The sequence below is a fragment of the Devosia sp. genome, from assembly GCF_039927955.1.
GTDB lineage: Bacteria > Pseudomonadota > Alphaproteobacteria > Rhizobiales > Devosiaceae > Devosia.
Window position 1 is genome coordinate 79,790 of the sequence record NZ_JBDSUA010000028.1, and the last position, 22,432, is coordinate 102,221.

At 61.3% G+C, this 22,432-nt stretch carries 17 protein-coding genes, 1 tRNA gene and 1 pseudogene; 10 read left to right on the top strand and 9 right to left on the bottom strand.

The annotated features are described in order from the left end of the window. Positions 1–83 precede the first annotated feature (83 nt). Together ABIT12_RS08235 and ABIT12_RS08240 are read left to right on the top strand one after the other, a co-directional pair. The gene (locus ABIT12_RS08235) at positions 84–1,943 is read left to right on the top strand and encodes an ABC transporter ATP-binding protein (RefSeq protein WP_348042330.1); all 1,860 of its coding nucleotides are present in this window, start codon (positions 84–86) and stop codon (positions 1,941–1,943) included. Beyond that, positions 1,943–3,841 carry an ABC transporter ATP-binding protein gene (locus ABIT12_RS08240; RefSeq protein WP_348042331.1) on the top strand — a complete coding sequence of 633 codons (1,899 nt, stop codon included), beginning with the start codon at positions 1,943–1,945 and terminating at the stop codon, positions 3,839–3,841. Before ABIT12_RS08235 ends, ABIT12_RS08240 begins: the two co-directional genes overlap by 1 nt. A 161-nt stretch (positions 3,842–4,002) precedes the next feature. On the opposite strand, the gene recQ is transcribed toward ABIT12_RS08240, so the two are convergent. The 3 genes from recQ to ABIT12_RS08255 form a co-directional block, all read right to left on the bottom strand. Beyond that, entirely contained in the window at positions 4,003–5,835 is a 1,833-nt protein-coding gene (recQ, locus tag ABIT12_RS08245) for a DNA helicase RecQ (protein WP_348042332.1), read from the bottom strand. An 86-nt stretch (positions 5,836–5,921) separates the two neighbouring features. Continuing rightward, positions 5,922–6,518: a hypothetical protein gene (locus tag ABIT12_RS08250; RefSeq protein WP_348042333.1), complete on the bottom strand. Its 597-nt coding sequence runs from the start codon at positions 6,516–6,518 to the stop codon at positions 5,922–5,924. Then, entirely contained in the window at positions 6,511–7,680 is a 1,170-nt protein-coding gene (locus ABIT12_RS08255) for a hypothetical protein (RefSeq protein WP_348042334.1), read from the bottom strand. Before ABIT12_RS08255 ends, ABIT12_RS08250 begins: the two co-directional genes overlap by 8 nt. A gap of 157 nt (positions 7,681–7,837) precedes the next feature. On the opposite strand from ABIT12_RS08255, the gene ABIT12_RS08260 reads away from it, so the two are divergent. The 5 genes from ABIT12_RS08260 to ABIT12_RS08280 are packed head-to-tail and all read left to right on the top strand — an operon-like array spanning position 7,838 to position 13,739. Further along, positions 7,838–9,442 carry a glucan biosynthesis protein gene (locus tag ABIT12_RS08260; RefSeq protein WP_348042335.1) on the top strand — a complete coding sequence of 535 codons (1,605 nt, stop codon included), beginning with the start codon at positions 7,838–7,840 and terminating at the stop codon, positions 9,440–9,442. Beyond that, positions 9,439–9,576 carry a hypothetical protein gene (locus tag ABIT12_RS08265; protein ID WP_348042337.1) on the top strand — a complete coding sequence of 46 codons (138 nt, stop codon included), beginning with the start codon at positions 9,439–9,441 and terminating at the stop codon, positions 9,574–9,576. The genes ABIT12_RS08260 and ABIT12_RS08265 overlap by 4 nt, the downstream gene beginning before the upstream one ends. A gap of 35 nt (positions 9,577–9,611) precedes the next feature. Next, positions 9,612–11,375 carry a glucans biosynthesis glucosyltransferase MdoH gene (gene mdoH, locus ABIT12_RS08270; protein WP_348042338.1) on the top strand — a complete coding sequence of 588 codons (1,764 nt, stop codon included), beginning with the start codon at positions 9,612–9,614 and terminating at the stop codon, positions 11,373–11,375. Between the two features lie 2 nt (positions 11,376–11,377). Beyond that, positions 11,378–12,571 (top strand): OpgC domain-containing protein, encoded by a 1,194-nt coding sequence (locus ABIT12_RS08275; RefSeq protein WP_348063322.1) that lies wholly within the window; start codon positions 11,378–11,380, stop codon positions 12,569–12,571. A gap of 13 nt (positions 12,572–12,584) precedes the next feature. Continuing rightward, positions 12,585–13,739: a glycosyltransferase family 2 protein gene (locus tag ABIT12_RS08280; protein ID WP_348042339.1), complete on the top strand. Its 1,155-nt coding sequence runs from the start codon at positions 12,585–12,587 to the stop codon at positions 13,737–13,739. A gap of 93 nt (positions 13,740–13,832) precedes the next feature. Here the strand turns inward: ABIT12_RS08280 and yihA are convergent, their stop codons facing one another. The 4 genes from yihA to rpmH form a co-directional block, all read right to left on the bottom strand. Beyond that, a complete protein-coding gene (gene yihA / locus ABIT12_RS08285; protein ID WP_348042340.1) occupies positions 13,833–14,480 on the bottom strand; it encodes a ribosome biogenesis GTP-binding protein YihA/YsxC in 648 nt (215 codons plus the stop codon). Between the two features lie 72 nt (positions 14,481–14,552). After that, positions 14,553–16,385, bottom strand: a complete 1,833-nt coding sequence (gene yidC / locus ABIT12_RS08290) for a membrane protein insertase YidC (protein ID WP_348042341.1) — start codon at positions 16,383–16,385, stop codon at positions 14,553–14,555. Next, positions 16,382–16,783 (bottom strand): ribonuclease P protein component, encoded by a 402-nt coding sequence (gene rnpA, locus ABIT12_RS08295; protein ID WP_348042342.1) that lies wholly within the window; start codon positions 16,781–16,783, stop codon positions 16,382–16,384. Before rnpA ends, yidC begins: the two co-directional genes overlap by 4 nt. Before the next feature lie 23 nt (positions 16,784–16,806). Then, positions 16,807–16,941, bottom strand: coding sequence for a 50S ribosomal protein L34 (gene rpmH, locus ABIT12_RS08300; protein ID WP_299731626.1), 135 nt, complete (start codon positions 16,939–16,941; stop codon positions 16,807–16,809). Between the two features lie 257 nt (positions 16,942–17,198). Between rpmH and ABIT12_RS08305 the strand changes: the two genes are divergently transcribed. From ABIT12_RS08305 to ABIT12_RS08315, 3 genes are all read left to right on the top strand, one after another. Then, positions 17,199–18,632 carry an NAD(P)/FAD-dependent oxidoreductase gene (locus ABIT12_RS08305; protein ID WP_348042343.1) on the top strand — a complete coding sequence of 478 codons (1,434 nt, stop codon included), beginning with the start codon at positions 17,199–17,201 and terminating at the stop codon, positions 18,630–18,632. A 55-nt stretch (positions 18,633–18,687) separates the two neighbouring features. Further along, positions 18,688–20,115 carry a HAMP domain-containing sensor histidine kinase gene (locus ABIT12_RS08310; protein ID WP_348042344.1) on the top strand — a complete coding sequence of 476 codons (1,428 nt, stop codon included), beginning with the start codon at positions 18,688–18,690 and terminating at the stop codon, positions 20,113–20,115. Positions 20,116–20,258: 143 nt separating this feature from the next. Beyond that, positions 20,259–20,335: transfer RNA gene (locus ABIT12_RS08315), tRNA-Arg, on the top strand. 496 nt (positions 20,336–20,831) lie between these two features. Here ABIT12_RS08315 and ABIT12_RS18325 read toward each other — a convergent pair. Next, positions 20,832–21,845: pseudogene (locus ABIT12_RS18325) on the bottom strand (recombinase family protein); the annotation flags it as partial. After that, on the bottom strand, positions 21,835–22,188 hold the full coding sequence (locus ABIT12_RS08320; RefSeq protein WP_348042345.1) for a hypothetical protein: 354 nt from the start codon (positions 22,186–22,188) through the stop codon (positions 21,835–21,837). The gene ABIT12_RS08320 and the pseudogene ABIT12_RS18325, both read right to left, overlap by 11 nt. Positions 22,189–22,432 lie beyond the last annotated feature (244 nt).

The window sequence follows — 22,432 nt, forward strand, 5'->3', positions numbered from 1 at the left end:
GTAAGCGTAACCTGATTTGCCCAGAGCCGAGTCTGACCGATTTTCTTCGGCCGGGGCGCCAATTTTTACGTCTGGATCGTTTCGTGAACACCGATAGTGTTGGGCGCGCACGGGCGCGCGTCAAAGCTCCTGGGCAGCTTGCGGCAGCGCAATGGGGACAGGGTTTCAGTGCGCTTATGCGTATCACCCATATGTGCCTGCGGCACCCCTGGCAGGTGGCCATTGCGCTGGTTTCAACCGTGGTCGCTTCAGTGTTTCAGCTGATCATTCCACGGCTGCTTGGCCGCGCGGTCGATCAGGCGCAGGGTCTGGTCGACGGCGGACAGGCTGCGCAGAACGCATTGTGGATGAGCGCCATGCTGTTGCTGCTGGTTTCGGTGCTGCGCGGGCTGTTCACGCTGACTCAGAACTATTTCAGCGAGAGCGTCGGGCACACGATCGGCTATGAATTGCGGCTGGCGTTTTACGAAAAGATCCAGCGGCTGAGTTTTGCCTTCCACGACAGCGTGCATACCGGCGATCTGATCACGGTCGGCCTGCTCGACCTCGACGGTGTGCGGATGTTCTTTGCCACCGGCTTCGTGCGCATGGTGCTGCTGAGCGCGCTGATCGGTGTGGGCGCGTATCTGTTGATCAGCACCGATGTGGTGCTGGGCTTGCTGAGCCTGAGCTTTGTGCCGTTCGTAGCGTGGCGATCCTCGGTGGCGCAGCTCAAGCTGCGGGCCACCTGGCTGACCTTGCAGGACAAACTCTCAGCGCTGAGCCGGGTGATGGAAGAAAATCTCGGTGGCATCCGCGTGGTTCGCGCCTTTGCGGCGCAGGACCATGAGCTGGGCAAGTATGACGCCCGCTCGGCCGAAGCGCTCGAGCTCAGCCACGATCGCGTTGAAATCCGCGTGCGCAATACCAGCTCGATGACCTTTTCGTTCTTCTTCGCCATGGGTCTGGTGCTGTGGTTCGGCGGTAATCGCGTCATCGACGGGACCATGACCATCGGCACGCTGACCTCGTTTTTGACCTTCATGACCATCCTGCAGATGCCGGTACGCCAGCTCGGCCTGATGGTCAATTCGTTCGCCCGCGCCTCCACCTGTGGCTCGCGCCTGTTCGCCCTGCTCGACCTTGAGCTTGGCATCGAGGACGAGAAAGAAGCCAAGGATCTGGTGATCAACAAGGGCGTGCTGAAGTTCGACAATGTCAGCTTCACCTATCCCGGCACCGGTCCGCACAAGACGCTCGACGGCATCAGCTTTGAGGCCCATGCCGGCCAGACCATCGGCTTTGTCGGGGCGCCGGGTAGTGGCAAGTCAACGCTGGTGCATCTGATCCCGCGCTTTTACGATGCCGATAGCGGCTCGATTACGCTCGATGGCCAGGACGTGAGCAAGGTGACGCTGCGCTCGCTGCGCCGCGCCGTGGGCTTGGTGCAGCAGGACAATTTCCTGTTCACCACCACCATTGAAAACAACATCGCCTATGGCGATCCGTGGGCCAAGGAGCCGCGCATCGAGCGCGCCGCCGAAAGCGCGCAACTGCACAATTACATCATGGGCCTGCCCGCCGGATACAATACCGTGGTGGGCGAACGCGGGGTGTCGCTCTCCGGGGGGCAACGGCAGCGGCTGTCGATCGCCCGTTCGCTGGTGCTCAAGCCCGCCGTGATGGTCTTCGACGATTCCACTGCCGCCATTGATGCCGGCACCGAGCACCGTATCCGTTCCGCAATGAAGCGGTTTGCCAGGGACCGGGTGACGCTGGTGATCTCGCATCGGCTCAGCTCGCTGATGCATGCCGATCTCATCCTGTTCATGGAAGACGGCCGCATTATCGAACGCGGCACGCATGAGCAATTGCTGGCGCTCAAAGGCCGCTATCGAGAGTTGTATGATTTGCAGGTCCGCCCCGGCGACGAACTCGCCATGCAGATGGGAAAGGCCAGCTGATGACCACCATGGTTGAGAACGAAGACGACAGCGAAGATCGCGGCCAGCGCCCGCCGCGCGCTGTTGTCGGCTCGCATCGCGACGAAGAAGAGATTTTCGGCAAGGCCTATGACCCGCGCGTGGTGCGGCGGATCTGGGCGTTCGTGAAGCCCTATCGGAAGCTGATGGGCATGTCGGTAGCGGCGGTCCTGGTGTTCACCCTGACGCAGCTGGCGATCCCGCTGATCATCGGCTTTGCCGTGGACAAGGGCATGCGGCTGGGCGTCGATGGAAAGGCCAATTTGGCTTGGGCGCTGGTGGCGTTCGGGGCGATGATCCTGATCAATTTTGGCGCCAGCTATGTGCAGGAAACCGTGGTCGGCAAGGCGGCCGAACACGTGCTGTTCGACATGCGCCGCGCCATGTTCAGCCATTTGCAGCGCGTGTCGCTGAGCTTCATGGACAAGACCGAAGTCGGGCGGTTGATGAGCCGGTTGCAGGGCGACGTCAATTCGATGCAGGAGTTTCTGGAAACTTCGGTGCTGTCGGTGGGCGATATCGTGCTGCTGTTCGGTATTGTGGGGGTGTTGCTGACGCTGGATTTCCGGCTTGGGCTGCTGACGCTTTCGGTGATGCCGGTGCTGTTCATCGTCCGGCTGTTCTGGCTGGAGCCAGCGCGCAACGCCTTCATGAATGCCCACATCACCAATTCCACCACCAATGGGGCACTGGCCGAAGGTATCAACGGCGTGCGCACGGTGCAGAACCTGGAGCGCCAGAAGGTCAATTTCGACCTGTTCGACGACAAGGCCCATATCAACCTGCGCAGCCAGCTGACCGGCTCGAAGTTTGCCCAGGTGATGGTGCCGATCGTTGATACGCTCACCGGCCTCGCCATGGCGGTGGTGATCGTGGTCGGCGGCAATATGGTGCTGGGCAAGGAGCTGGATATCGGCGTCATCGTCGCCTTCCTGTTCTATATCCAGCGCTTTTTCGATCCTATCCGGTCGCTGACCATGCAGTATTCGGTGATGCAGCGCGCCATGTCGTCGGGCGCGCGTATCATGGAAGTGCTTGACGTCGAGGTGGCGGTGAAAGACCGGCCGAACGCCATCACACTGACCGGCGACATGGACGGCTCGGTCGAATTCCGCAATGTCGAGTTCGCCTATCGCCAGAACCAGCCAGTGTTGAAAAACGTCAGCTTCAAGGTGAAGCCGGGCGAAACCGTCGCCTTGGTCGGCCCGACCGGCTCGGGCAAGACCAGCGCCATGGCACTGGTGCACCGGTTTTACGAAGTGGGTGGCGGCGCGGTGCTCGTCGGTGGCCATGACGTGCGCGACATCACCCAGGAGTCGCTGGGCAATCAGGTCGCCATGGTGCTGCAGGAGCCGTTCCTGTTTTCCGGCACGGTGGCGGAGAACATCCGCTATGCCAAGGCTGAGGCCACCCGTGAGCAGATCGTCGATGCGGCCAAGGCCGTCGGAGCGCATGAGTTCATCATGCGGCTTGATGGCGGCTACGACGCGCAATTGCAGCAGCGTGGCGGCAACCTATCGCTGGGCCAGCGCCAGTTGATCAGCTTTGCGCGCGCCCTGGTCGCCGATGCGAAAATCCTCGTGCTCGACGAGGCGACGGCGTCGATCGACAGCTACACCGAAATGCTGATCCAGAAGGCCTTGGTCAAACTGCTTGAGGGCCGCACTGGCCTTGTCATCGCCCACCGGCTGGCGACCATTCGCGGGGCCGATCGCATCATCGTGCTGCAAAACGGCGAGATGATCGAGAACGGCAACCACGACCAGTTGATGGCGCAAAAGGGGCTTTATGCCCGGCTGTACAACATGAACTATGCCTCGTTCGACGATATTCCCGATGAACTGGTCAATGCCGGCGGGCCAAAGGCGGCCTCAACCTGAGATCGGCTAATCCCGGAAGTCCGAGATCAGGCGGCTCCAAGCCATCAGGCCGCCGACATAGATGTCGCCGCGCTGGGCGGCATCCGTAATTTCGGCGTGTCTGGTGCTGATGCGCGTCAGCAGCAGTACTACTTAGGTGATTTTGCGGCAAAGGCGCCGGGTCAGGCCTGAGCGGCCAGCACAGCGAGAAAAGCCTCGCCGTAGCGTTCCAGCTTGGCCTGGCCGACGCCCGGGACCAGCATCAGGTCGGCGAGGTGGCGCGGGCGCATCTGGGCCATGGAGCGCAGGGTCGTGTCGTGGAAGATGACGTAGGGCGGCACACCCTGTTGTTTGGCGAGGCGCAGGCGTTCGGCGCGCAAGGCATCGAAGACACCAGCGATTTCGGGCGGCAGCTCGATGGATTTGGAGAGTGAGCGGCGCACTTCCGCGGCCTTGCGCGGACGGTCCTTGCGCAGGATCACTGGTTGTTCGCGCTTGAACACCGCTTGCGCACCGGCGGCAAGCTTAAGGGCGCCGTGGGCTTCGTGATCGACCAGCATCAGGCCGATGGCGGTCAACTGGCGATAGACCGATTGCCAGGCGCGGGCATCCATGTCCTTGCCGGCGCCAAACACGGCCTGCTTGTCGTGGCCGAAGCGTTCGACCTTTTCGGTCTCCTTGCCCATCAGCACGTCGATCAGGTGCGCGGCGCCAAAGCGCTGGCCGGTGCGGTAGGCGCAGGCCAAGGCCTTGATTGCCGCCTCGGTGCCGTCCCAGCTTTCGACCGGCGAGCGGCAGGTATCGCAATTGCCGCAATCGCCGGGATAGGCTTCGCCAAAATGGGCCAGGATCGCCTTGCGGCGGCATTGGGTGGTTTCACAGACGCCGAGCAGGGCATTGAGCTTGCCGTGTTCAACGCGCTTGATCTCATCGGGCGCGTTGCCTTCGTCGATCATGCGGCGGCGCTGCACCACGTCGGCCATGCCATAGCTCATCCAGGCGTCGGCGGGCTGGCCATCGCGGCCAGCGCGGCCGGTTTCCTGGTAGTAGGCTTCGATGGAAGCGGGCAGGTCCATATGGGCGACATAGCGCACGTCGGGCTTGTCGATGCCCATGCCGAAGGCGACGGTGGCAACGAGGCAGAGGTTTTCTTCGCGCAGGAAGGCGTCCTGATTGGCGGAGCGGACGTCGGACGGCATGCCGGCGTGATAGGGCAGCGCGCGGATGCCCTGGCGGTTGAGCCAATCGGCGGTGTCTTCGACCTTGGCCCGGCTCAGGCAATAGACGATGCCGCTATCGTCCTTGTGGCCAGCGAGAAAGCTCAGCAATTGCTGGCGCGCATTGTCCCGCTCGATGATGGCGTAGGCGATATTGGGGCGATCGAAACTGGTGGCGAACACCGCGGCTTCGGCCAGACCCAGCCGCTCGATGATGTCGGCGCGGGTCACCGGATCGGCGGTGGCGGTCAAGGCAATGCGCGGCACGCCCGGGAACAGTTCTGTCAGTTGCGCCAGATCGCGATATTCGGGGCGGAAATCGTGGCCCCACTGGCTCACACAGTGGGCTTCGTCGATGGCGAACAGGGCGATGTCGAGCCCTTCGAGCATTTGCCGGAAGCCGGGCGTGGCGACGCGTTCAGGAGCGACGTAGAGCAGATCGAGTTCACCGCGCCGGAGTTGGCGGCGCACTTCCGCGGACTCTTCGCTGGTCAGCGAGGAATTGAGTGCGGCGGCGCTGACGCCGGCCTGGCGCAGGGCCTCGACCTGATCGCGCATCAAAGCGATCAGCGGCGAGACGACGATACCGACGCCGGGGCGGCAGATAGCGGGGATCTGGTAGCAGGCGGATTTGCCGGCGCCGGTGGGAAACAGCACCACAGCGTCGCCGCCGCTGGTGACATGGCGGATGACCTGTTCCTGTTCGCCACGAAAGGCGGCGTGACCGAACACGTCGCGCAGTACATCGGCGGGGTCTTTGGCCGTCAGGAGCGGCGCGGCAGAGCCGGAATAAGCCATCAATCAATCCCGGCGCGGCGGCGATTCACTCAGCCGCGCAGGTCTGTCTTGGACCATAGCGGGCTGCGTCGCGCAACCCGATCCGCTCAGGCAGGATTGGGTTGCAGAGTAATCCAGAGCAATTTGATCGAACGCTTGTAGGTATTGGCGATGCCCGGCGGTGCAAAGGCCTCAGGATAATCAAAGCGCAGTTCGATCCGCCCGGGCATGGCGGCTATCGCTTCGGCTGGGATGGCCAGCTTGAAATTCTGCGGCGCGGACTGATCGATGGTGACCTCACCGACCGGCACTCCGTTGGCCAGTACCTTGACGGTCTGGGTCGGGGTTTCGGGATGATCGACTGCGATCGCTTCGAACTGCAGGGTCAGGCTCGGCGCGGTCTGGGGGAAGATGAAGCGCAGGCGCGAGGTTTCGCCGACCGCGTCGGTGCCTTCCTTGGAGGGGCCCTTCCAACCGCAAGCCTTGAAGGGCTTGGAGAGGTCGCCTTCGGATGCGGTGAAATCGATGACCTGACCCAGCCTATACTCGCCAGTGACCGGCTGGTTGAGGCAGGTGGTCGACTGGTCGATGTAATAGGCGCGGTAATCTTCGGGCACATCCGGGTGCAGTGCCAGCCAGAGCACAGCGATTTCGAAGGCAGCGAAAACAGCGATCAGGCCATAGGCGGGGAGACGTTTAAACAAGGGCCAGCGCTCCACCAAGCCAGCCGAGCGTGAACTCGAAATCCAGCACCAGAAACAACAGGAGGAACAGCACGGTGCTGACCTTGTTGCGCGACAGCAGTTTCATCAGTTCAATCGACAGCGGCGGCAGGCCGGCGACGAAGCGCATCATCGAGGCCATGCCGGCAAATAGCGGCAGCACGAGGCAGATGCCGCAGAACACCGCAGCAGGGAGCTGCTTGCGAAAGCCCAGCCAAATGCTGAGCGCGATGCCGGCAATCGAGCCGACCGCCAGCTGCTGGGAGGCGGAGGGGATAAAACCGCTGCCGGGAAAGTTGGTCAGCGCCTTCCACAGATAGCCAAACGGGCTGCCAGTGACCCGGCCCCAGGCGCGCTGATCGTGCTGGAAGGCCAAGGCATCGCCGATCTTGTAGTGCAGAAATGCCATGTAAATGAACAGGCCGAGCGGGGCGATGAAAATGCCCAGCAGCAGATCGGTGCGGGTCCAGATAGTGGTGAGGAACGACTTGAACGTGCCGCCCTGGGCGCGGTGATCGAGATAGGCCTGCAGCACGATGGCAAAGACGATGAAGACGCCGACGATACGCGTGGCGGAGAGCAGCGCGGCAAAGCATCCGGCTAGCAGATAGTTCTGCCGCTTGAGCGCCGCAAAGACGCAGGTGATGAGCAGCAGGAACATCACCTCGGTATAGAAGGTTGTAAAATAGATCGAGAACGGACCACTGAGCAGGAAGGCGGCGTAGAGCGTGTAGGCCCGCCAGTTGCGCTCGAACAGCGGCCAGGCGACGACCACGGCGATCCAGGTGAAGATGATGGACGCAACGGTGGCGATGACCATCGTCGGCGCACCGACAAAAATTAGCCTCAAAACGCCAATAACCGTTGGATAGAACGGAAAGAAGGCCCAATTGCCGGCATTGATCATGGTGGGAACCGGGAACGGATCGTAGCCGGTTTCGGCAATGCGAACATACCAGCCGCAATCCCAGCGGCACAGACCCTGAGCGAACTCGGCCGCCGTGGCGCCGGGATGGCCAGTGTAAAAAGCGGCGTAGCGGATCGCCAGCCCCAGGACCACGAACAGCAACGGGATCGACACGACGGCAAGCCCCACCGGCATGGAGCGGGTTGCAGAAATCGGGGCTGGGATGGCGGTTGTCATGGGTATGGCAGGCTCCGGAAGGCTGTTTCACTAATGCATTGGCGCGGGTCCGGCGCCATTCACAAATCGCATGGCACCCATGCTGCAGCTTTTAGACGATTGCCGCATTGGCCGTTTGGCGAAATGTAGGAGCGAACTTAAACTCTTGAGATATTCCTTGATCAAAGCCTCATCCGCGAACCTGCCCAACCGACGCAACTTTCTGCAGTTGCTTGGCGTCACTGCCATTCTGATGGGTAGCACCTCGCTCTCCTCCCAGGCTTTTGCGGAGGGCAATGCGGAACCGAGTTTTCCCTTCAGTTTCGATGACCTGACCGCGCGCATGAAAACCATGGCAGCGGCGCCTTATGTGGCGCCGACCTTCGTGTTGCCAGAGGCCTATGCGGCGCTCGACTATGACGCCTACCGGCGCATCCAGTTCCGGCCTGATCGGGGTTTCTGGGCTGGTCTGGGCAAGGGCTTCCAGGTGCAGGCGTTCCATCCGGGCTGGCTGTTCAAGGAGCCAGTCAAGCTGTTTGAGCTCAAGGACGGTTCGGCGTCGCCGATGACGTTCACAGCCGAAGACTTTGCCTATCACGACGATGCGGTTGCCGCCGCTGTGAAGGACGAGCCGTTTCCCGGGGTTGCCGGGTTCCGTCTCAACTACCCGCTCAATAGCCGGCAGCTCAGCGACGAACTGGTGTCATTTCTGGGCGCCAGCTATTTCCGCGCGCTGGGCCGCGGCAATGCCTATGGGCTGAGCGCACGTGGCCTCGTGATCAATTCCTGGGTCGAAGGGCCCGAGGAATTTCCGGTGTTCTCCGAATTCTACCTGGAGCGCCCGACCGGGGGCGCTTCGCTGGTGGTTTATGCGGTGCTGGAAGGCCCCAGTGTTGCTGGCGCCTATCGCTTCGAGATTACCGCTGCCCATGACGACGTGCAGGAAACCACGATGGATGTAACGGCGCGACTGTTTTTCCGCGCCGATATCAAGGAAGTGGGCATTGCGCCGCTGACCTCGATGTTCCTGTTTGCCGAAAGCAACCGGGCCGCGTTCGACGACTTCCGGCCGCAAGTTCACGACAGCAATGGGCTGTTGCAGGAACACGCGAGCGGGGAAGTGTTCTGGCGGGCGCTCAACAATTCGAGCACGCTGGGCAATTCATACCTTTGGGACAACAATCCACGGGCGTTTGGTCTCTATCAGCGAGACCGCGATTTCGAACAATACCAGGATGCGGGCGCTCATTACGAAAAGCGACCGTCGGTACGGATCGAGCCGATCGGCGATTGGGGCACCGGCTCGGTACGGCTGATCGAAATCCCTTCCAAGCTGGAAGCTGAGGACAATATCGGCGCCTTCTGGGTGCCGGCGACCCCCGTCAAGGCCGGCGACGCGCTGGAGTTCCGCTATCTGCAGCGCTGGGGCGACCTGAACCCAGACGGCAAGACATTGGCCTATGTAGCGGAAACGCGCGCCGGCCAGGGTGGCGTGTCGGGCGTGGAAAATGCCACGACGCTGCGCAAATTCGTCATCGACTTCAAGGGCGCAGTTCTGGATGGCTGGGACCCGGCCACGCCGCCAGACATCGTCGCCACCGTCACCGGCGGCGAGCTGAAGGTTTCGACCGTGTCCAAGATCGACGTCAACAATGTGTGGCGGCTGGTGCTCGATGTCGAAACCGTACCGGGACCCGCGCCCATGGAACTCAAGGCCTACCTGGTCGGTTTGGGGCGGCAGCTGACGGAAACCTGGCTCTACCAGTGGAGGACTGCAGCGTGAAATACGACAGCGATATCTCCTTTGCCAACGCCCTGCCCGAGGCGCCGATGGCGATGCCGAAGCAAAAGCTGGAGCGTCCAAGAACCTTCGCTCGCACGCTGCGTTCGATGTTTGCCGCCCTCGCTTGGTTCTAGTTTTTCGAGTCCCCCGTTTCTTGCAGGTAACACCGATGACCAGCCCGGTTCTGATACGGGCAAGCGCGTTGTGCGTCGCTCTCATGCTCAGCATGGTGGCGGGGTGGCTGTTCATCGATTTTTCGGCGCCGGGCGGCCTGAACTGGCTTGATCTGTTGCGCGCCGTGCTGATCGTGATCAGCAGCTTCTGGCTGTGCTGGGGCAGTGCTGCGGGCCTGCTGGGCCTGTTCGTGTCACGGCGTACGATCGCCGCCCCCAGCGCGACACCGCTGGGCATGACGGCCATTCTGGTACCGATTTATAATGAAGACCCGGTAGCCACCTTCTCGCGCGTCGCGGCGATGAACCGCTCCATCGCCGACCTGGGCTTTTCCGACTGGTTCCATTTCGCCATTCTGTCCGACACCACCAATCTGGAGATCGCGGCGCAGGAGGCGGTATGGTTCGAGCACCTGCTGCGCGAATCCCGCGCCATTGGCCGGATATTTTATCGCCGCCGCAGCCAGAACATCGGCAAGAAGGCCGGCAATGTCGAAGACTTCATCATCCACTCGGGCGCAGCTTACGACTATGCGCTGATCCTGGATGCCGATAGCCTGATGGAAGGCTCCACCATGGTGGAGATGGCCCGCCGGATGCAGGCCGATCCGCATCTGGGGCTGTTGCAGACCCTGCCCAAAATCATCAATGCACGTTCGTTCTTCGGGCGCAGCATGCAGTTTTCATCTGCCTATCTGTCGCCCGCCTTTGCGCGCGGCTCGGCATTGATGCAGGGCAGCGAGGGTCCGTTCTGGGGCCATAATGCCATTGTGCGGATTACCGCGTTTGCCGCCAATTGCGGGCTGCCGATCCTGTCGGGCAAGCCGCCCTTCGGCGGCCATATCCTTAGCCACGACTATGTCGAGGCCGCGCTGTTGGCCCGGGCTGGCTGGAAGGTCCTGCTCGATCCAACGCTGACCGGCTCGTTCGAGGAAGGTCCGGAGAACCTGATCGAGTATGCCAAGCGCGACCGGCGCTGGTGCCAGGGCAATCTGCAGCATCGCCGGCTGATCGGCGCGCCAGGCCTGCGCTGGTGGAACCGTTTTGCGTTCGTGCAGGGCATCATGGCCTATATGGCATCGCCACTTTGGCTGCTGTTGCTGGCCGCCAGTATCGGCGCCGCCGCCATGCCGAACCGGACGCCTTGGATCATGCCCAGCGAACAGGCTGAGAATGCGGTGTGGAGCCTGGTCATCGGGGTGACCGTGCTGCTGATCCTGCCGAAATTCCTGATTTTCTGGCGCGGTGTGTTCGATGGCGAGAACCGCAAGTTCGGCGGCACGTTGCGCGCGATTGCCTCGGTGATAGCCGAGGTCGTGTTTTCGACGCTATCGGCCCCGATCATGCTGATGCTGCAAAGCCGCTCGGTCGGGCAGGTGCTGCTGGGACTCGATGGCGGCTGGCCGGCGACCAAGCGCGAGCAGAACCACATCACGCTGGCCGACGCCTTTGCCCATAGCTGGTGGATCATGCTGTTCGGGCTGGGCACCTTGCTGGCGGCGGCGGTATTTGCCCCGTCGATCATGCTGTGGATCCTGCCGGCGATGTTGCCGATGGTGGCGGCGCCTTTGCTGATCGGCGCTGGGTCGCGCACGGCGCGGCACGGCCGCCGCACGATCCTGTTCGATACGCCCACCGAGCAGGCCCCTGCCCCGGTGATGCTGGAGCGCGAGCGCATTCTGGCCCGCTGGCGCGCCGAGACGCTCGAACCCCATTACGTTGTCGACGTCGTCGGCAGCCCGATCGCGGTTGAGGCCTGACCATGCTGGAGCGCGCAAGCAGCAGTTGGTTGAGTGTGCTGACCGCACCATCACCACGCGGCCCGGCCCCGACAGGCCGGGACCAGCGGCTCGACATGTTCCGGGGCCTGGCGCTGGTGATGATCTTCATCAACCACGTGCCTGGCACGGTCTACGAGAACTTCACCAACCGCAATTTCGGTTTTTCCGATGCAGCCGAAGCCTTCGTTTTCATGTCGGGCATGGCGGCGGGGCTGGCCTATTCGTCGCGCTTCATCAGCGGCTCGATCTGGCTGGCCACCGCCAAGGTGTGGGCGCGGGCACGGCAGCTGTATTTCGTGCATCTCACCATCACCATGCTGTCGCTGGCGATCTTTGCCGGGGCAGCATTGTGGTTCGACCTGCCGCAAGTTCTGGCGCGCAACAATATCCCGATCCTGTTCCAGAAGCCGCTGAGCGGCTTGATCGGTCTGCCGTTGCTCACCCACCAATTGGGCTATCTCAATATCCTGCCGCTTTACATCACCTTGCTGCTGGCGACACCGCTGTTCCTGATCATCGGGTTGCGGCGGCCAATGCTGCTGCTGATCGGCTCGATCCTGTTGTGGATGGCAGCCGGCCAGTTCCGGCTCAACCTGCCGAATTTCCCGACGCGGGGCGGCTGGTTCTTTGATCCGTTCTCCTGGCAAATCCTGTTCGTGGTCGGGCTGCTGTGCGGCAGCGCCATGAAGCAGGGCCGCACCTTTGTGCCCTATAACCGGGTGCTGTTCTGGGCTGCGGCAGCGTTTACGGCGTTCATCCTGGCCTGGGTCAAGGTCGATGCGCTGGCCTCGGTCGGGCGGGATGCATTGAGCTGGCTGCAGCGCCACGGCGTGCCGTTCTACTTTACCGCGTTCGACAAGACCTACCTGACGCTGCCACGGCTGTCGCACGCGCTGGTGCTGTTTTATTTCATGGCCTCGCTGGGCTTTGTGCGCACCTTCGCCGACAGCAAATATGCCGAGCCGCTGAAATTGATGGGCCGCCAGGGCCTGCCGATCTTTGCCAGCGGCACCGTGCTGTCGATGCTGGGCCAGGCGATCAAGACGCCGCGCCATGCCGATCCGCTGTTTGACGGGCTGATGTTTGCCATTGGCCTCGGGCTGATGGTGGCTTTGGCCTGGGCACTGGATCGCACCGGCAAACTCAAATCCGCAAAACCTGTTGTAACCCCCTAACCCCGGAGCCGTCATGGACAGCATCGACGTCGATCATAACCTGCCAACGGCTGAAGCCGCGCCCGCGCTGACGCGGTTCCTGCCGCCCGAACTGGCGGTGGTGGTGCCAACCTTCAACGAGCGCGACAATCTCGAACTGCTCTGTGAAAATCTGTCGCTGACGCTGGCCGGGATTTCCTGGGAACTGATCGTGGTGGACGATAACAGCCCGGACGACAGTGCCGGCCTGATGCGCCAGCTGGGCCGTCGCTATCCCAATATCCGCTGCATCAAGCGCATCGGTCGCCGCGGCCTCTCCTCCGCTTGCAGCGAAGGCATCCTGTCGACCAACGCGCCATTCGTTGCGGTGATGGATGCCGACCATCAGCACGACGAAGCCATCCTGCCGGCAATGCTGGCCAAGGCAAAAGCGGGCGCCGATATTGTCATCGGTTCGCGGTTTGCCGATAACGGATCAAGCGGCGACGGGTTATCATCTGCGCGTCTCAAGGGTAGCCAATTGGCAACGAAAATGTCCGCTTTGGTAACAGGACGCACCATCTCCGACCCGATGAGCGGTTTCTTCATGCTGCGCCGCGACCTGTTCGAAACCATCGCACCCAAGCTCTCGGCAGATGGTTTCAAGATCCTGCTCGACATCATTGTAACGGCGGGCCGGACCGGCAAACCCTTCGAAGTGGCTGAAGTTCCATACACTTTCCGCTCACGCCATGCCGGCGAAAGCAAGATGAACCCGCTGATCGTCGTCCAGTTCCTAGGCCTCTGGCTCTCAAGCCTGACCCGCGGCGTGCTGCCGACCAGCTTCCTGCTGTTCTCGATGGTGGGCGTCAGCGGCGTTGCAGTACACTTGGCCACGCTTTATCTATTCAAGTTCACTATGGGCGAAAGTTTCCTCGTGGCACAGATCGTAGCCACGCTGGTGGCAATGACCTGGAACTTCTTCATCAACAACGTGCTGACCTATTCTGACAAGAAACTGCGCGGGGCCAAGCTGTGGCTCGGCTTGCTTGGATTTTATGCTGTGTGTTCTATCGGCGGACTGGCCAATGTGTCAGTGGCCTCGTGGATCTACGAAATGCGCGACGCCACGCTGCTGGCCGGCATCACCGGGGCACTGATGAGCTCGTTGTTCAACTATGCAGTGACCCGGATTTTCACCTGGAAGTAAACGGTTCCGGGTTGAGTTACTGGAAGGGCCACTCCATGGAGTGGCCCTTTGTTTTGGCTGTAGGCAGCCATTCTTTCACAGGGACTTACGCGATCAGCTCTGCAGCAGCATTGCTATCTCGGTGCGCAGGTTGCTCAAGCCATCGCCCTTGTGACTGGAGGTGATGATCAGGTGCGGGTGGGCGGCGGTGCGCTTGGCGATCACAGCCCTGGTTGCGGCGATGATCTTGTCGAGGTCCTTGGGTAGCAGCTTGTCGGCCTTGGTGAGCACGATCTGATAACTGACGGCGGCCTTGTCGAGCTCGTTCATCACCGTCAGGTCATTGTCCTTGGGGCCATGGCGACCGTCGACCAGCACATAGACGCGGCGCAGGATGGCGCGGCCAGTGAGGTATTGATGGATCAGCTTGGTCCAGGCGCGGACCTTGTCTTCGGGGGCCTTGGCAAAGCCATAGCCAGGCATGTCGACGATGCGGAGCGGTTCGCTCTGGCTCTCAAAGATGTTGAGTTCCTGGGTGCGGCCGGGCGTGTTGGACGTACGCGCCAGCGATGTGGTGCCGCACAGCGCGTTGATCAGCGAGGACTTGCCGACATTGGAACGGCCGGCAAAGGCGATCTCGACACGATCGGGCTCGGGCAGGTCGGCAATCTTGACGCAGCCTTTGACGAACAGGAACGGGCGCGCGAACAGCAGCCGGCCCAGTTCGATAGCGTCGGGTGGATAGTCGATCTCTGTCATCATCAGTCCGCTTGAAAAAACTCTGCCCGCCGAAGCATTCCGGCGGGCAGTACCACACTTGGCTTTGGAAGGCGATCAGGCCTTGGGTTCGACGGCCTTGGGCTTGCGCCGGAAGCTGTCGAGGATATTGCCGAACAGGTTCACCTCGGCGCCGTGGCGCTTCATGATGAAATACTGCTGGGTGACCGAAAGCGTATTGTTCCACGCCCAATAGATCACCAGACCGGCCGGGAAGGTGCCCAGCATGAAGGTGAAAATGATCGGCATGACCGAAAAGATCATCGCCTGGGTCGGATCGGGTGGTGGCGGGTTGAGCTTCATTTGCACCCACATGGTGAAGCCCATGATGACGGGCCAGATGCCCAGGTGCAGGAAACCTCCAACGAAGGGCAGCAGCGTCGGATCCCAGGGGATCAGGCCGAACAGGGTGAAGATATTAGTGGGATCGGGCGCCGCCAGATCCTGAATCCAGCCAAAGAACGGCGCGTGGCGCATGGCCAGCGAGATAAAGATGACCGTATAGAGCGAGAAGAACACCGGGATCTGGATCAGCAGCGGCCAGCAGCCGCTGAGCGGATTGATCTTTTCGCGCTTGTAGAGCTCCATCATCTCTTTTTGCTGGCCGGGGCGATCATCCTTGAAGCGCTCCTGCAGCGCTTTCAATTCCGGCTGTACGCGGCGCATGGCAGCCATCGAGGCGTAAGAGCGATTGGCGAGCGGGAAGAAGATCGCCTTGACGATAACCGTCAGGCAGAGCACCGCGACACCGAAATTGCCGATGATGCCGTTGAGGAAAGTCAAAACCTTGAACATCGGCCAGGTCAGGAAATGCAGCCAACCCCAGTCGATCATCAGATCGAGGCGGTCAAAGCCGTAGGTGTCCTTGTAGGCCTGAAGGACCGATTCTTCCTTGGCGCCGGCAAAGACATAGCTCTCATGAGTGGCGGTAGCACCCGGAGCAACGGTGACGGCGGCAGTTTCGACCCAGCTCGACTGGTAGATATCCATGGCGCCGGATGGATTGGACCACGAGAAGCGTGCATTGAGCGGCGCGCCGGGCTTGGCCAGCACGGCGGTGGCCCAGTATTTGTCGCTGAAGCCAACCCAGCCGCTGGTATTGTCCAGGGTGATCTGCTGGTCCTTCTGGACGTCGGTATATTTCTTGGCGACCAGATTGTTCGAGCCGAGCACACCGGTGGGGCCTTCGTGCTGGACGAAGAAGTTCTGCACCTTGGGCGTATCGTGGCGCACGGCACGCGCGTAGGGGAACAGCGAGACGGCAGCAGCGCTGGTATTCTGGATGCTCTGGGTGACGGTGAACAGGTAATGCTCATCGACAGCGAAAGTGCGACGGAAGATCAGGCCAGCGCCATTGTCGAACTTCAGCGTCACCGGGCTCGCCGCGCTCAGCGTGGTATTGGCGCCATCGACGGTCCAGACCGAAGCATTGCCCGGCACAGCAATGGTTGCACCATTGGCGGGCGCCCAGCCTTCTTCAATGAAATAGGCATTGGGCACGCCAGCCGGGGTCAGCAGCGTAATGATCGGGGATTTCGGATCGACGGTTTCAGTATAGCGCTTGAGTTCGAGATCATCGAGACGCGCGCCAGTCAGGTTGATCGAGCCATGCAGGTCTGGCGTATCGATGACAACGCGCTGCGTGGCGGCAATGGCGGTGCCACGATCGGGGTAGGTCTTATTGCTGGTCGCGGCTGCGGCGGCGACAGCGGCGGGCTCGGTCGGCGCGACGACGGCGGGGGCAGCCGCTGTCGCCGCCTGCTGAGCGGCTGCGATCCTTGCCTGTTCCTGAGCACGCTGCATTTGCGGGCCGGAAATGAAAAACTGCCATCCAAAGAGCACCGCCACGCTGAGGACGATGGCGAGGATAATGTTGCGGTTCTCTGTCATGGTCTGCTGTTCCGGTCGCCGCTGGCGCTGGTGGCGCCGGGTCTGGCTGAAGAGGGTTTGGCGGTGTGGACCTTAGCGATAGCGTGCGACACATCCTTGACCAGACGGGCAAAGGGTTCGCTCAGCGCCTCGCGGCGTCCGACAAGCACATAGTCATGCCCGGACACAAAGTCACTGGCACACATGGTCACGGCTGCGCGCAATCGCCGTTTTATGCGATTGCGTTCGGGAGAATTGCCGATTTTCTTGGTGACGGTGAAGCCGACGCCCGGAATGGCTTCATCAGCCGCAATCGCCTGCAGCCCAAATGCAGGACGCCCGGCGCGATTGCCCCGGGCAGCCTTCAAAAACTGGGATCGCTGCTTAAGGCGGCGCAAAGCCCCTTGCGACTGAACCATGGCCGTCATCCGGCCAGGAAACCTTAGGCCGAAAGCTTCTTGCGACCGTCCCGGCGACGCTTGTTCAGAATTGCGCGACCGTCCTTGGTGGCCATGCGGGCACGGAAACCGTGACGGCGGGCACGCACGAGCTGGCTGGGCTGGTATGTACGTTTCATAACATCAGACCGCGCTTGCGCCCGGTTCCTCTATTTGCTCTGCTTGCGCAAGAAATTGGCAAAACGCTGCCTAAAGTCTGCGGCAGGTCGCGGTTGGCGGCTGTATATGAAAAACACCGGGGCAAGTCAACGCTTGGAATGACCGCTTTACCGGTGCTTTGCACATTGTGCCGCAAAATCAATGCAGGGCGTTGTCATAAGCGCTGCCCGGCCCCATAAGAACCGGCGTTGACGGCCTTTGTTCAATGCGGGCACAGATGGCAGAATACCTCAAACCCGACCTTTGTGTCATCGGCGCAGGCGCTGCTGGACTCGCTGCTGCGCGGGCGGCGCGCGCCCTGGGTGCCAGCGTGGTGCTGATCGAGCGCGGCCGGATCGGCGGCGATCTCAATCTGGGCAGTATTCCATCCAAGGCGCTGATCGCTTCGGCGCGCCGCGCCCATTACCTGCGCACCGCCAGCCAGTTCGGCATGAGCAATGATGAACCCAAGCCGAACTTTCGCGCGGTGCAGGGACAGGTGCAGCAGATCATTGACGCCATGACGATCGCAGAATCGGCTGAACAACTGGTGGCGCGGGGCATTCAGGTGTTGGTGGCAGAGGCCCGATTCATCGACCGCAAGACGGTGCAGGCGGGCGAAACGCTGATCCGGGCGCGACGGTTCATCATCGCCACGGGATCCAAACCGAGCATTCCGGCGATTCCCGGGCTGGCGGAGGTGCCGTATTTTACCAGCGACACAATTTTTGCCAATGCCAAGAAGCTGACGCATCTGCTGGTGATCGGCGGCGGTCCACTGGGGATCGAGCTGGCGCAGGCGTTTCGCCGGCTGGGATCGATGGTGACGGTGATCGAGCCAGGCGCGGTGCTGGCCGACTGCGATCCGGAACTGGTCGAGATCGCGCTGCGGGTGTTGCGCGACGAGGGCATCGACATTCGGACGCAAACCGTGGTCAGCGAAATCATTGCCCGCAGCCAGGGAATTGGCGTGCGCGTGACCGCCCCGGATGGGTCCAGCGATAATCTCGACGTGTCCCACATTCTGGTGGCGACCGGGCGCCGCGCCAATCTGGGCGCGCTTGACCTGATCAAGGCCAGAATCGGTGGCACCAAGGCCGATCCGACGCGGCTGGCGCTCAATGCGCATTTCCGCACCGGCAATCGGCGGGTCTATGCCATTGGCGATGCTTCCGGCGGGACCCAGCAGGTGCTCGAAGCGCGGCATCAGGCTGAGGTTGCGGTGCACCAGGCGCTGCTGAGTTTTGCCGGTGGCAAGGCGCCGCTGCCGCTGCGGGCGGCGTATACCGATCCGGAACTGGCGGAAGCCGGAATGACCGAGGTGCAAGCGCGGCGAAAGTTCAAGACGCGCTATCAGGTGATCCGCGTGCCGTTCGCCGAAAATGACCGGGCGCGCACGATGCGGCAGACCTATGGCGTGGCCAAGCTGATCTGCCGGGGGGATGGCCGCATTGTCGGCGCGGGGATTGTCGGCCCCGAGGCGGGCGAGCTGATCGGGCTGTTTGCCCTGGCGATTGCCAACGGCCTTTCGGCACGGCACCTGCAACGGTTTGCGGCCCCCTACCCAACGCTGTCGGATGTCGCCCAGCGGCTGGGCGCCGAATATTACCGCGATGCGCCGCCGGCCTGGTGGGTCAAGCCAATGCTGGAACTGACGCGGCGGTTTGGCTGATCCGACGTCTGGCGGGGGTACGCAAACCGGCGATCACCCCCTATAGTGGCTTGAAATGACCGCCGAACCCCGCCCCATGCCCAGTGTTTTCTCCGGGCTTTCCAGCAAGCTGATCGCCACGATCATCGGGGTGATCCTGCTTGTCGAAGTGGTGGTGTTCCTGCCCTCGATAGCCAATTTTCGCGCCAGCTGGCTCGATGATCGCCTGCGCGTTGGCGTGGTGGCGGCGCGGGTGCTCGACGCGGTACCCGATGTGATGGCGCTGCCGCGCAACCTGACCGACCGGCTGCTCAATTCGGCCGGAGCCGACGCCATCGTCTATCGTCGCGAGGGCCAAAGCCAGTTGATCGAACTGGCCGACGCCAAGACCCCCGCCAACGTCGTCACCGCCGACATGCGGCAGCGCGACATGCTGACCCTGATTATGGGCGCGGGCAATACGCTGCTGGGGGCGGGCGACCGCACGCTGCGGATCGTTGGGCAAGGCGATGCCGACCAGAGCATGGTCGAACTGCTGATGCCGGAAGGGCCGCTGAAGCGCGACCTGTTCGACTATTCGCGCGACTTCTTTATCATTTCGCTGATCATCGCCTCGTTGACCGCCGTAGTGCTCTATGTACTGTTCAGCGTGCTGTTCATCAACCCGATCCGGCGATTGACCGAGAACATGATCGGCTACCGACAGGCGCCAGAAAACGCCACACTGATCATTGCCCCATCGCAGCGGCGCGACGAAATCGGCATCGCCGAGCGCGAACTGGCGGCGATGGAGACCGACCTGTTCTCGATGCTGCGGCAACGCCGGCACCTGGCCGATCTCGGCCTCGCTGTGGCCAAGATCAACCACGACCTGCGCAATACGCTGACTTCGGCGCAATTGTTGTCGGACCAGGTGGCAACACTGGATGATCCGAAGGTGCAGCGGCTAGCGCCACGGCTGGTAACGACATTGGACAAGGCCATCGGCTTTGCGCAATCGGTGCTCGACTATGGCCGCGAAAGCGCGGCACTGCCGCAGCCCGAGCCGGTCAACCTGAAAGCGTTGCTCGACGACGCCGCGTTTGATGCGGGGTTGGCGGGCCACCCCAGCATCGCCTTCAGCAATGATGCATCGGCCGATCTGATGCTCAATATCGACGCCGGACAGTTCGGGCGGGTGTTCCTCAACCTGCTCAAAAACGCGCGCGAGGCCATGGAGGCCGCCGGGAGCAAGATTGCGGCCCCGGCGGTCGCAGTCAACGTAACCAGTACTGCCGAGGGCGTTACCGTGGCAGTGAGCGACAATGGCCCCGGCCTGCCGCCGCGTGCCCGCGACAATCTTTTCGTAGCCTTTGATGGCTCGGCTCGCGCGGGGGGCACCGGCCTGGGCCTTGCCATCGCTCGCGAGCTGACCGAGGCCCATGGCGGTAAACTGCGCTTTGTCGACCGGCCACTGGGCGCCCGCTTCGAGCTGTCGCTGCCAGCTTCGATGCGTATTTCCTGAGCCGTGTGCGAATGTGCATTTCTGATGACGCACCTGCTTGCAATGGCTGCAAGGCCCATGTATGGGTTGCGCCGCTTCACGACGTTGCTGGCCGAAACACTCGCCACTTCAAGTGAACTTCGCTGGGACCATCCCAGCCGTGCGCGCCCTTAGCTCAGCTGGATAGAGCACCAGACTACGAATCTGGGGGTCAGGAGTTCGAATCTCTTAGGGCGCACCATCTCTTTTTCACGACCAAAAAGACTGTCTAACACCTTGAAAGGTAAGGACAGATTTGTCGTTCTAAATCCCACTTTTCGCTTGTATTGCAGCCGCTCTGCAAAGGTCAGTTTAAGGACCAGTTTCTGGGCATCCAGGTGACCCGAAGTCCATAGATTCCAAGGGCTTCCCAGAAACGCCAGCGACGTTCTAAGTGCCCGGTCAAAGCTGACGACCGGCTGACCCGCCGACGACAACTTCTCCCGGATTAAGAGCTTTTCCTCTTCCAACTTTTTGATCTTGTTTTCGTAGGCCCCAATGACGCTAGGCACTGTCGCGTCCAGCACACGGTCGAGCAACTGGCCGACCTGCTTCTCTACCTGCGCCAATTGCCCGGACAGCAATGTCTGTTGAGCCTGCGCCATTTCAATACGCTTGTCCCAGAGGCCCCGGAACATTGATGTCGCGATTCTCATGAGGCGGTCATCAGGCGTTACCTTTTGCAAAAGGCGTTCGAACTCCCCTTCAATGTCCGCACGACGAATGGACTTGGCATAGCTGACGCAGCCCTTTTTGAAGCACTGGTAATACGGGTGGTTGTTATATTTGGTGCGCGCCCAGTACCCAGTAAGCGGTGAGTTGCAGTCAGCGCAAACTACGTAGCCGCGCAATGGAAAGTCGTCATTCAGGTTCGTCTGGCGCGGCGAGTAGACCGCCCCGTTCATGCGATCCTGAATGCGCCTGAAGGTTTCAAAGCTGATTAGGCCCTCATGCTGTGCCGGACGCATCGAGATATCCCAGCGCGGCTCCTGGATGTATCCAGCATAGAGGCAGTTCGACAGCATGGCTCCAACACGGGAGTGCCTAACGATGCCTGTGCCGTCCTTTGGAAACAGCGGGTTGTCCTGAAGGAATTTCATGACGTCCGCCTGCGTATTAAGATGCCCGGACGCGTAGCCTTCCAAAGCTGCCGTTACGACGGTAGCAGCAGGCTCGTGACGCTTCAGCATTTTGCCTCGGCCGCTCACGCGCTCATACTTATATCCGACAGGTGCCTGAAAGACCCAGTACCCACCGGACACGCGCCCCTTCATACGGTTCTTGGTCTGCTCGGCGTTCTTGTGGCGATGATGACTCGCCACTTCGACCATGATTCCCTCAAAGAATCGGGAATCTGCATCCTGACCGAATTTGATGGACGGGGACTCAAGGACGCCACCCGCCGCCGCAATCGCTGTGCGCAGTTTGTAATATGGCTCCCGCTCGCGGGCCAATCGCGAAATATCGTCGATGATTACCCTAAGTCCAGGGGTCGGCTGCTCACGCAAGAACTTTAGCATCGCCGCCATGCCGCGACGCTCAAGCGATGCCCCGGTGATGTCGTCTCGGAACGCCTCAACAACCTGATAGCCCCGATGCGCAGCGTACTCACGGCATCGAGTTTCCTGCGAAAAGAGCCCGTGTCCTTCGGTGACCTGTTTGCGGTCAGAGACCCGTGCGTACACCACCGCCAATTTTACTTCATTCATCATCGTCGCCCCCTTCCGTCGCTTCGATCTGAGAGATTGAATTCCGCACCATACCAGCCTCTTGACCCGTCGAATCTCCCAATAGAATCGAACCAAAAATCTGCTCACAGGTTTCAGCAGAAAAGGCATGCTCGACAAAAAAGCCCAGTATCCAGACCAAGGTGCCCAGTAGTTCGCGCGCCTGGTCATCGGTCAGGTCGAACTCTTCCAGTTCAGGTAGATAGGGCTCGATGTCGAAGTCAGTGCCCGAACTGCCCGCAGCGCGTCGCATGGCAGCTAGCGAAGGGGTGAGAGCCAGAATATTCTGAGGGTTTACTGCGTCTTCCTCGGGTTCTTTAATGGTCATTTTCATCTCTTCCTCTCCGCGTTGCCTCCTGTTTGTTAATAGAACAAAACAGGAACATAGTCCCATTTACGCACGGCAAGCGCAACTTTATTCCTGGCTGCCCACCCTTATGGAAATCTTAACCATGCAGGAATGGTGGCACATCGGCAGGCCGCTGTGTGAGGAAGTGGTAAGATGGGTTAATTCTGAAAACCGTGGACGGGCCATAGGGGAATCCTCCGACCCCGATTCACATGGGTCCTAT

Bases quoted from the DNA above. Each gene is read 5' to 3' on its own strand.
- ABIT12_RS08240 (WP_348042331.1), top strand. From the start codon at position 1,943: ATGACCACCATGGTTGAGAACGAAGACGACAGCGAAGATCGCGGCCAG.
- ABIT12_RS08310 (WP_348042344.1), top strand. From the start codon at position 18,688: ATGACCGCCGAACCCCGCCCCATGCCCAGTGTTTTCTCCGGGCTTTCC.
- yidC (WP_348042341.1), bottom strand. From the start codon at position 16,385: ATGACAGAGAACCGCAACATTATCCTCGCCATCGTCCTCAGCGTGGCG.
- ABIT12_RS08320 (WP_348042345.1), bottom strand. From the start codon at position 22,188: ATGACCATTAAAGAACCCGAGGAAGACGCAGTAAACCCTCAGAATATT.
- ABIT12_RS08255 (WP_348042334.1), bottom strand. From the start codon at position 7,680: ATGACAACCGCCATCCCAGCCCCGATTTCTGCAACCCGCTCCATGCCG.
- ABIT12_RS08305 (WP_348042343.1), top strand. From the start codon at position 17,199: ATGGCAGAATACCTCAAACCCGACCTTTGTGTCATCGGCGCAGGCGCT.
- rpmH (WP_299731626.1), bottom strand. From the start codon at position 16,941: ATGAAACGTACATACCAGCCCAGCCAGCTCGTGCGTGCCCGCCGTCAC.
- yihA (WP_348042340.1), bottom strand. From the start codon at position 14,480: ATGATGACAGAGATCGACTATCCACCCGACGCTATCGAACTGGGCCGG.
- ABIT12_RS08275 (WP_348063322.1), top strand. From the start codon at position 11,378: ATGCTGGAGCGCGCAAGCAGCAGTTGGTTGAGTGTGCTGACCGCACCA.
- mdoH (WP_348042338.1), top strand. From the start codon at position 9,612: ATGACCAGCCCGGTTCTGATACGGGCAAGCGCGTTGTGCGTCGCTCTC.
- recQ (WP_348042332.1), bottom strand. From the start codon at position 5,835: ATGGCTTATTCCGGCTCTGCCGCGCCGCTCCTGACGGCCAAAGACCCC.
- ABIT12_RS08280 (WP_348042339.1), top strand. From the start codon at position 12,585: ATGGACAGCATCGACGTCGATCATAACCTGCCAACGGCTGAAGCCGCG.
- rnpA (WP_348042342.1), bottom strand. From the start codon at position 16,783: ATGGTTCAGTCGCAAGGGGCTTTGCGCCGCCTTAAGCAGCGATCCCAG.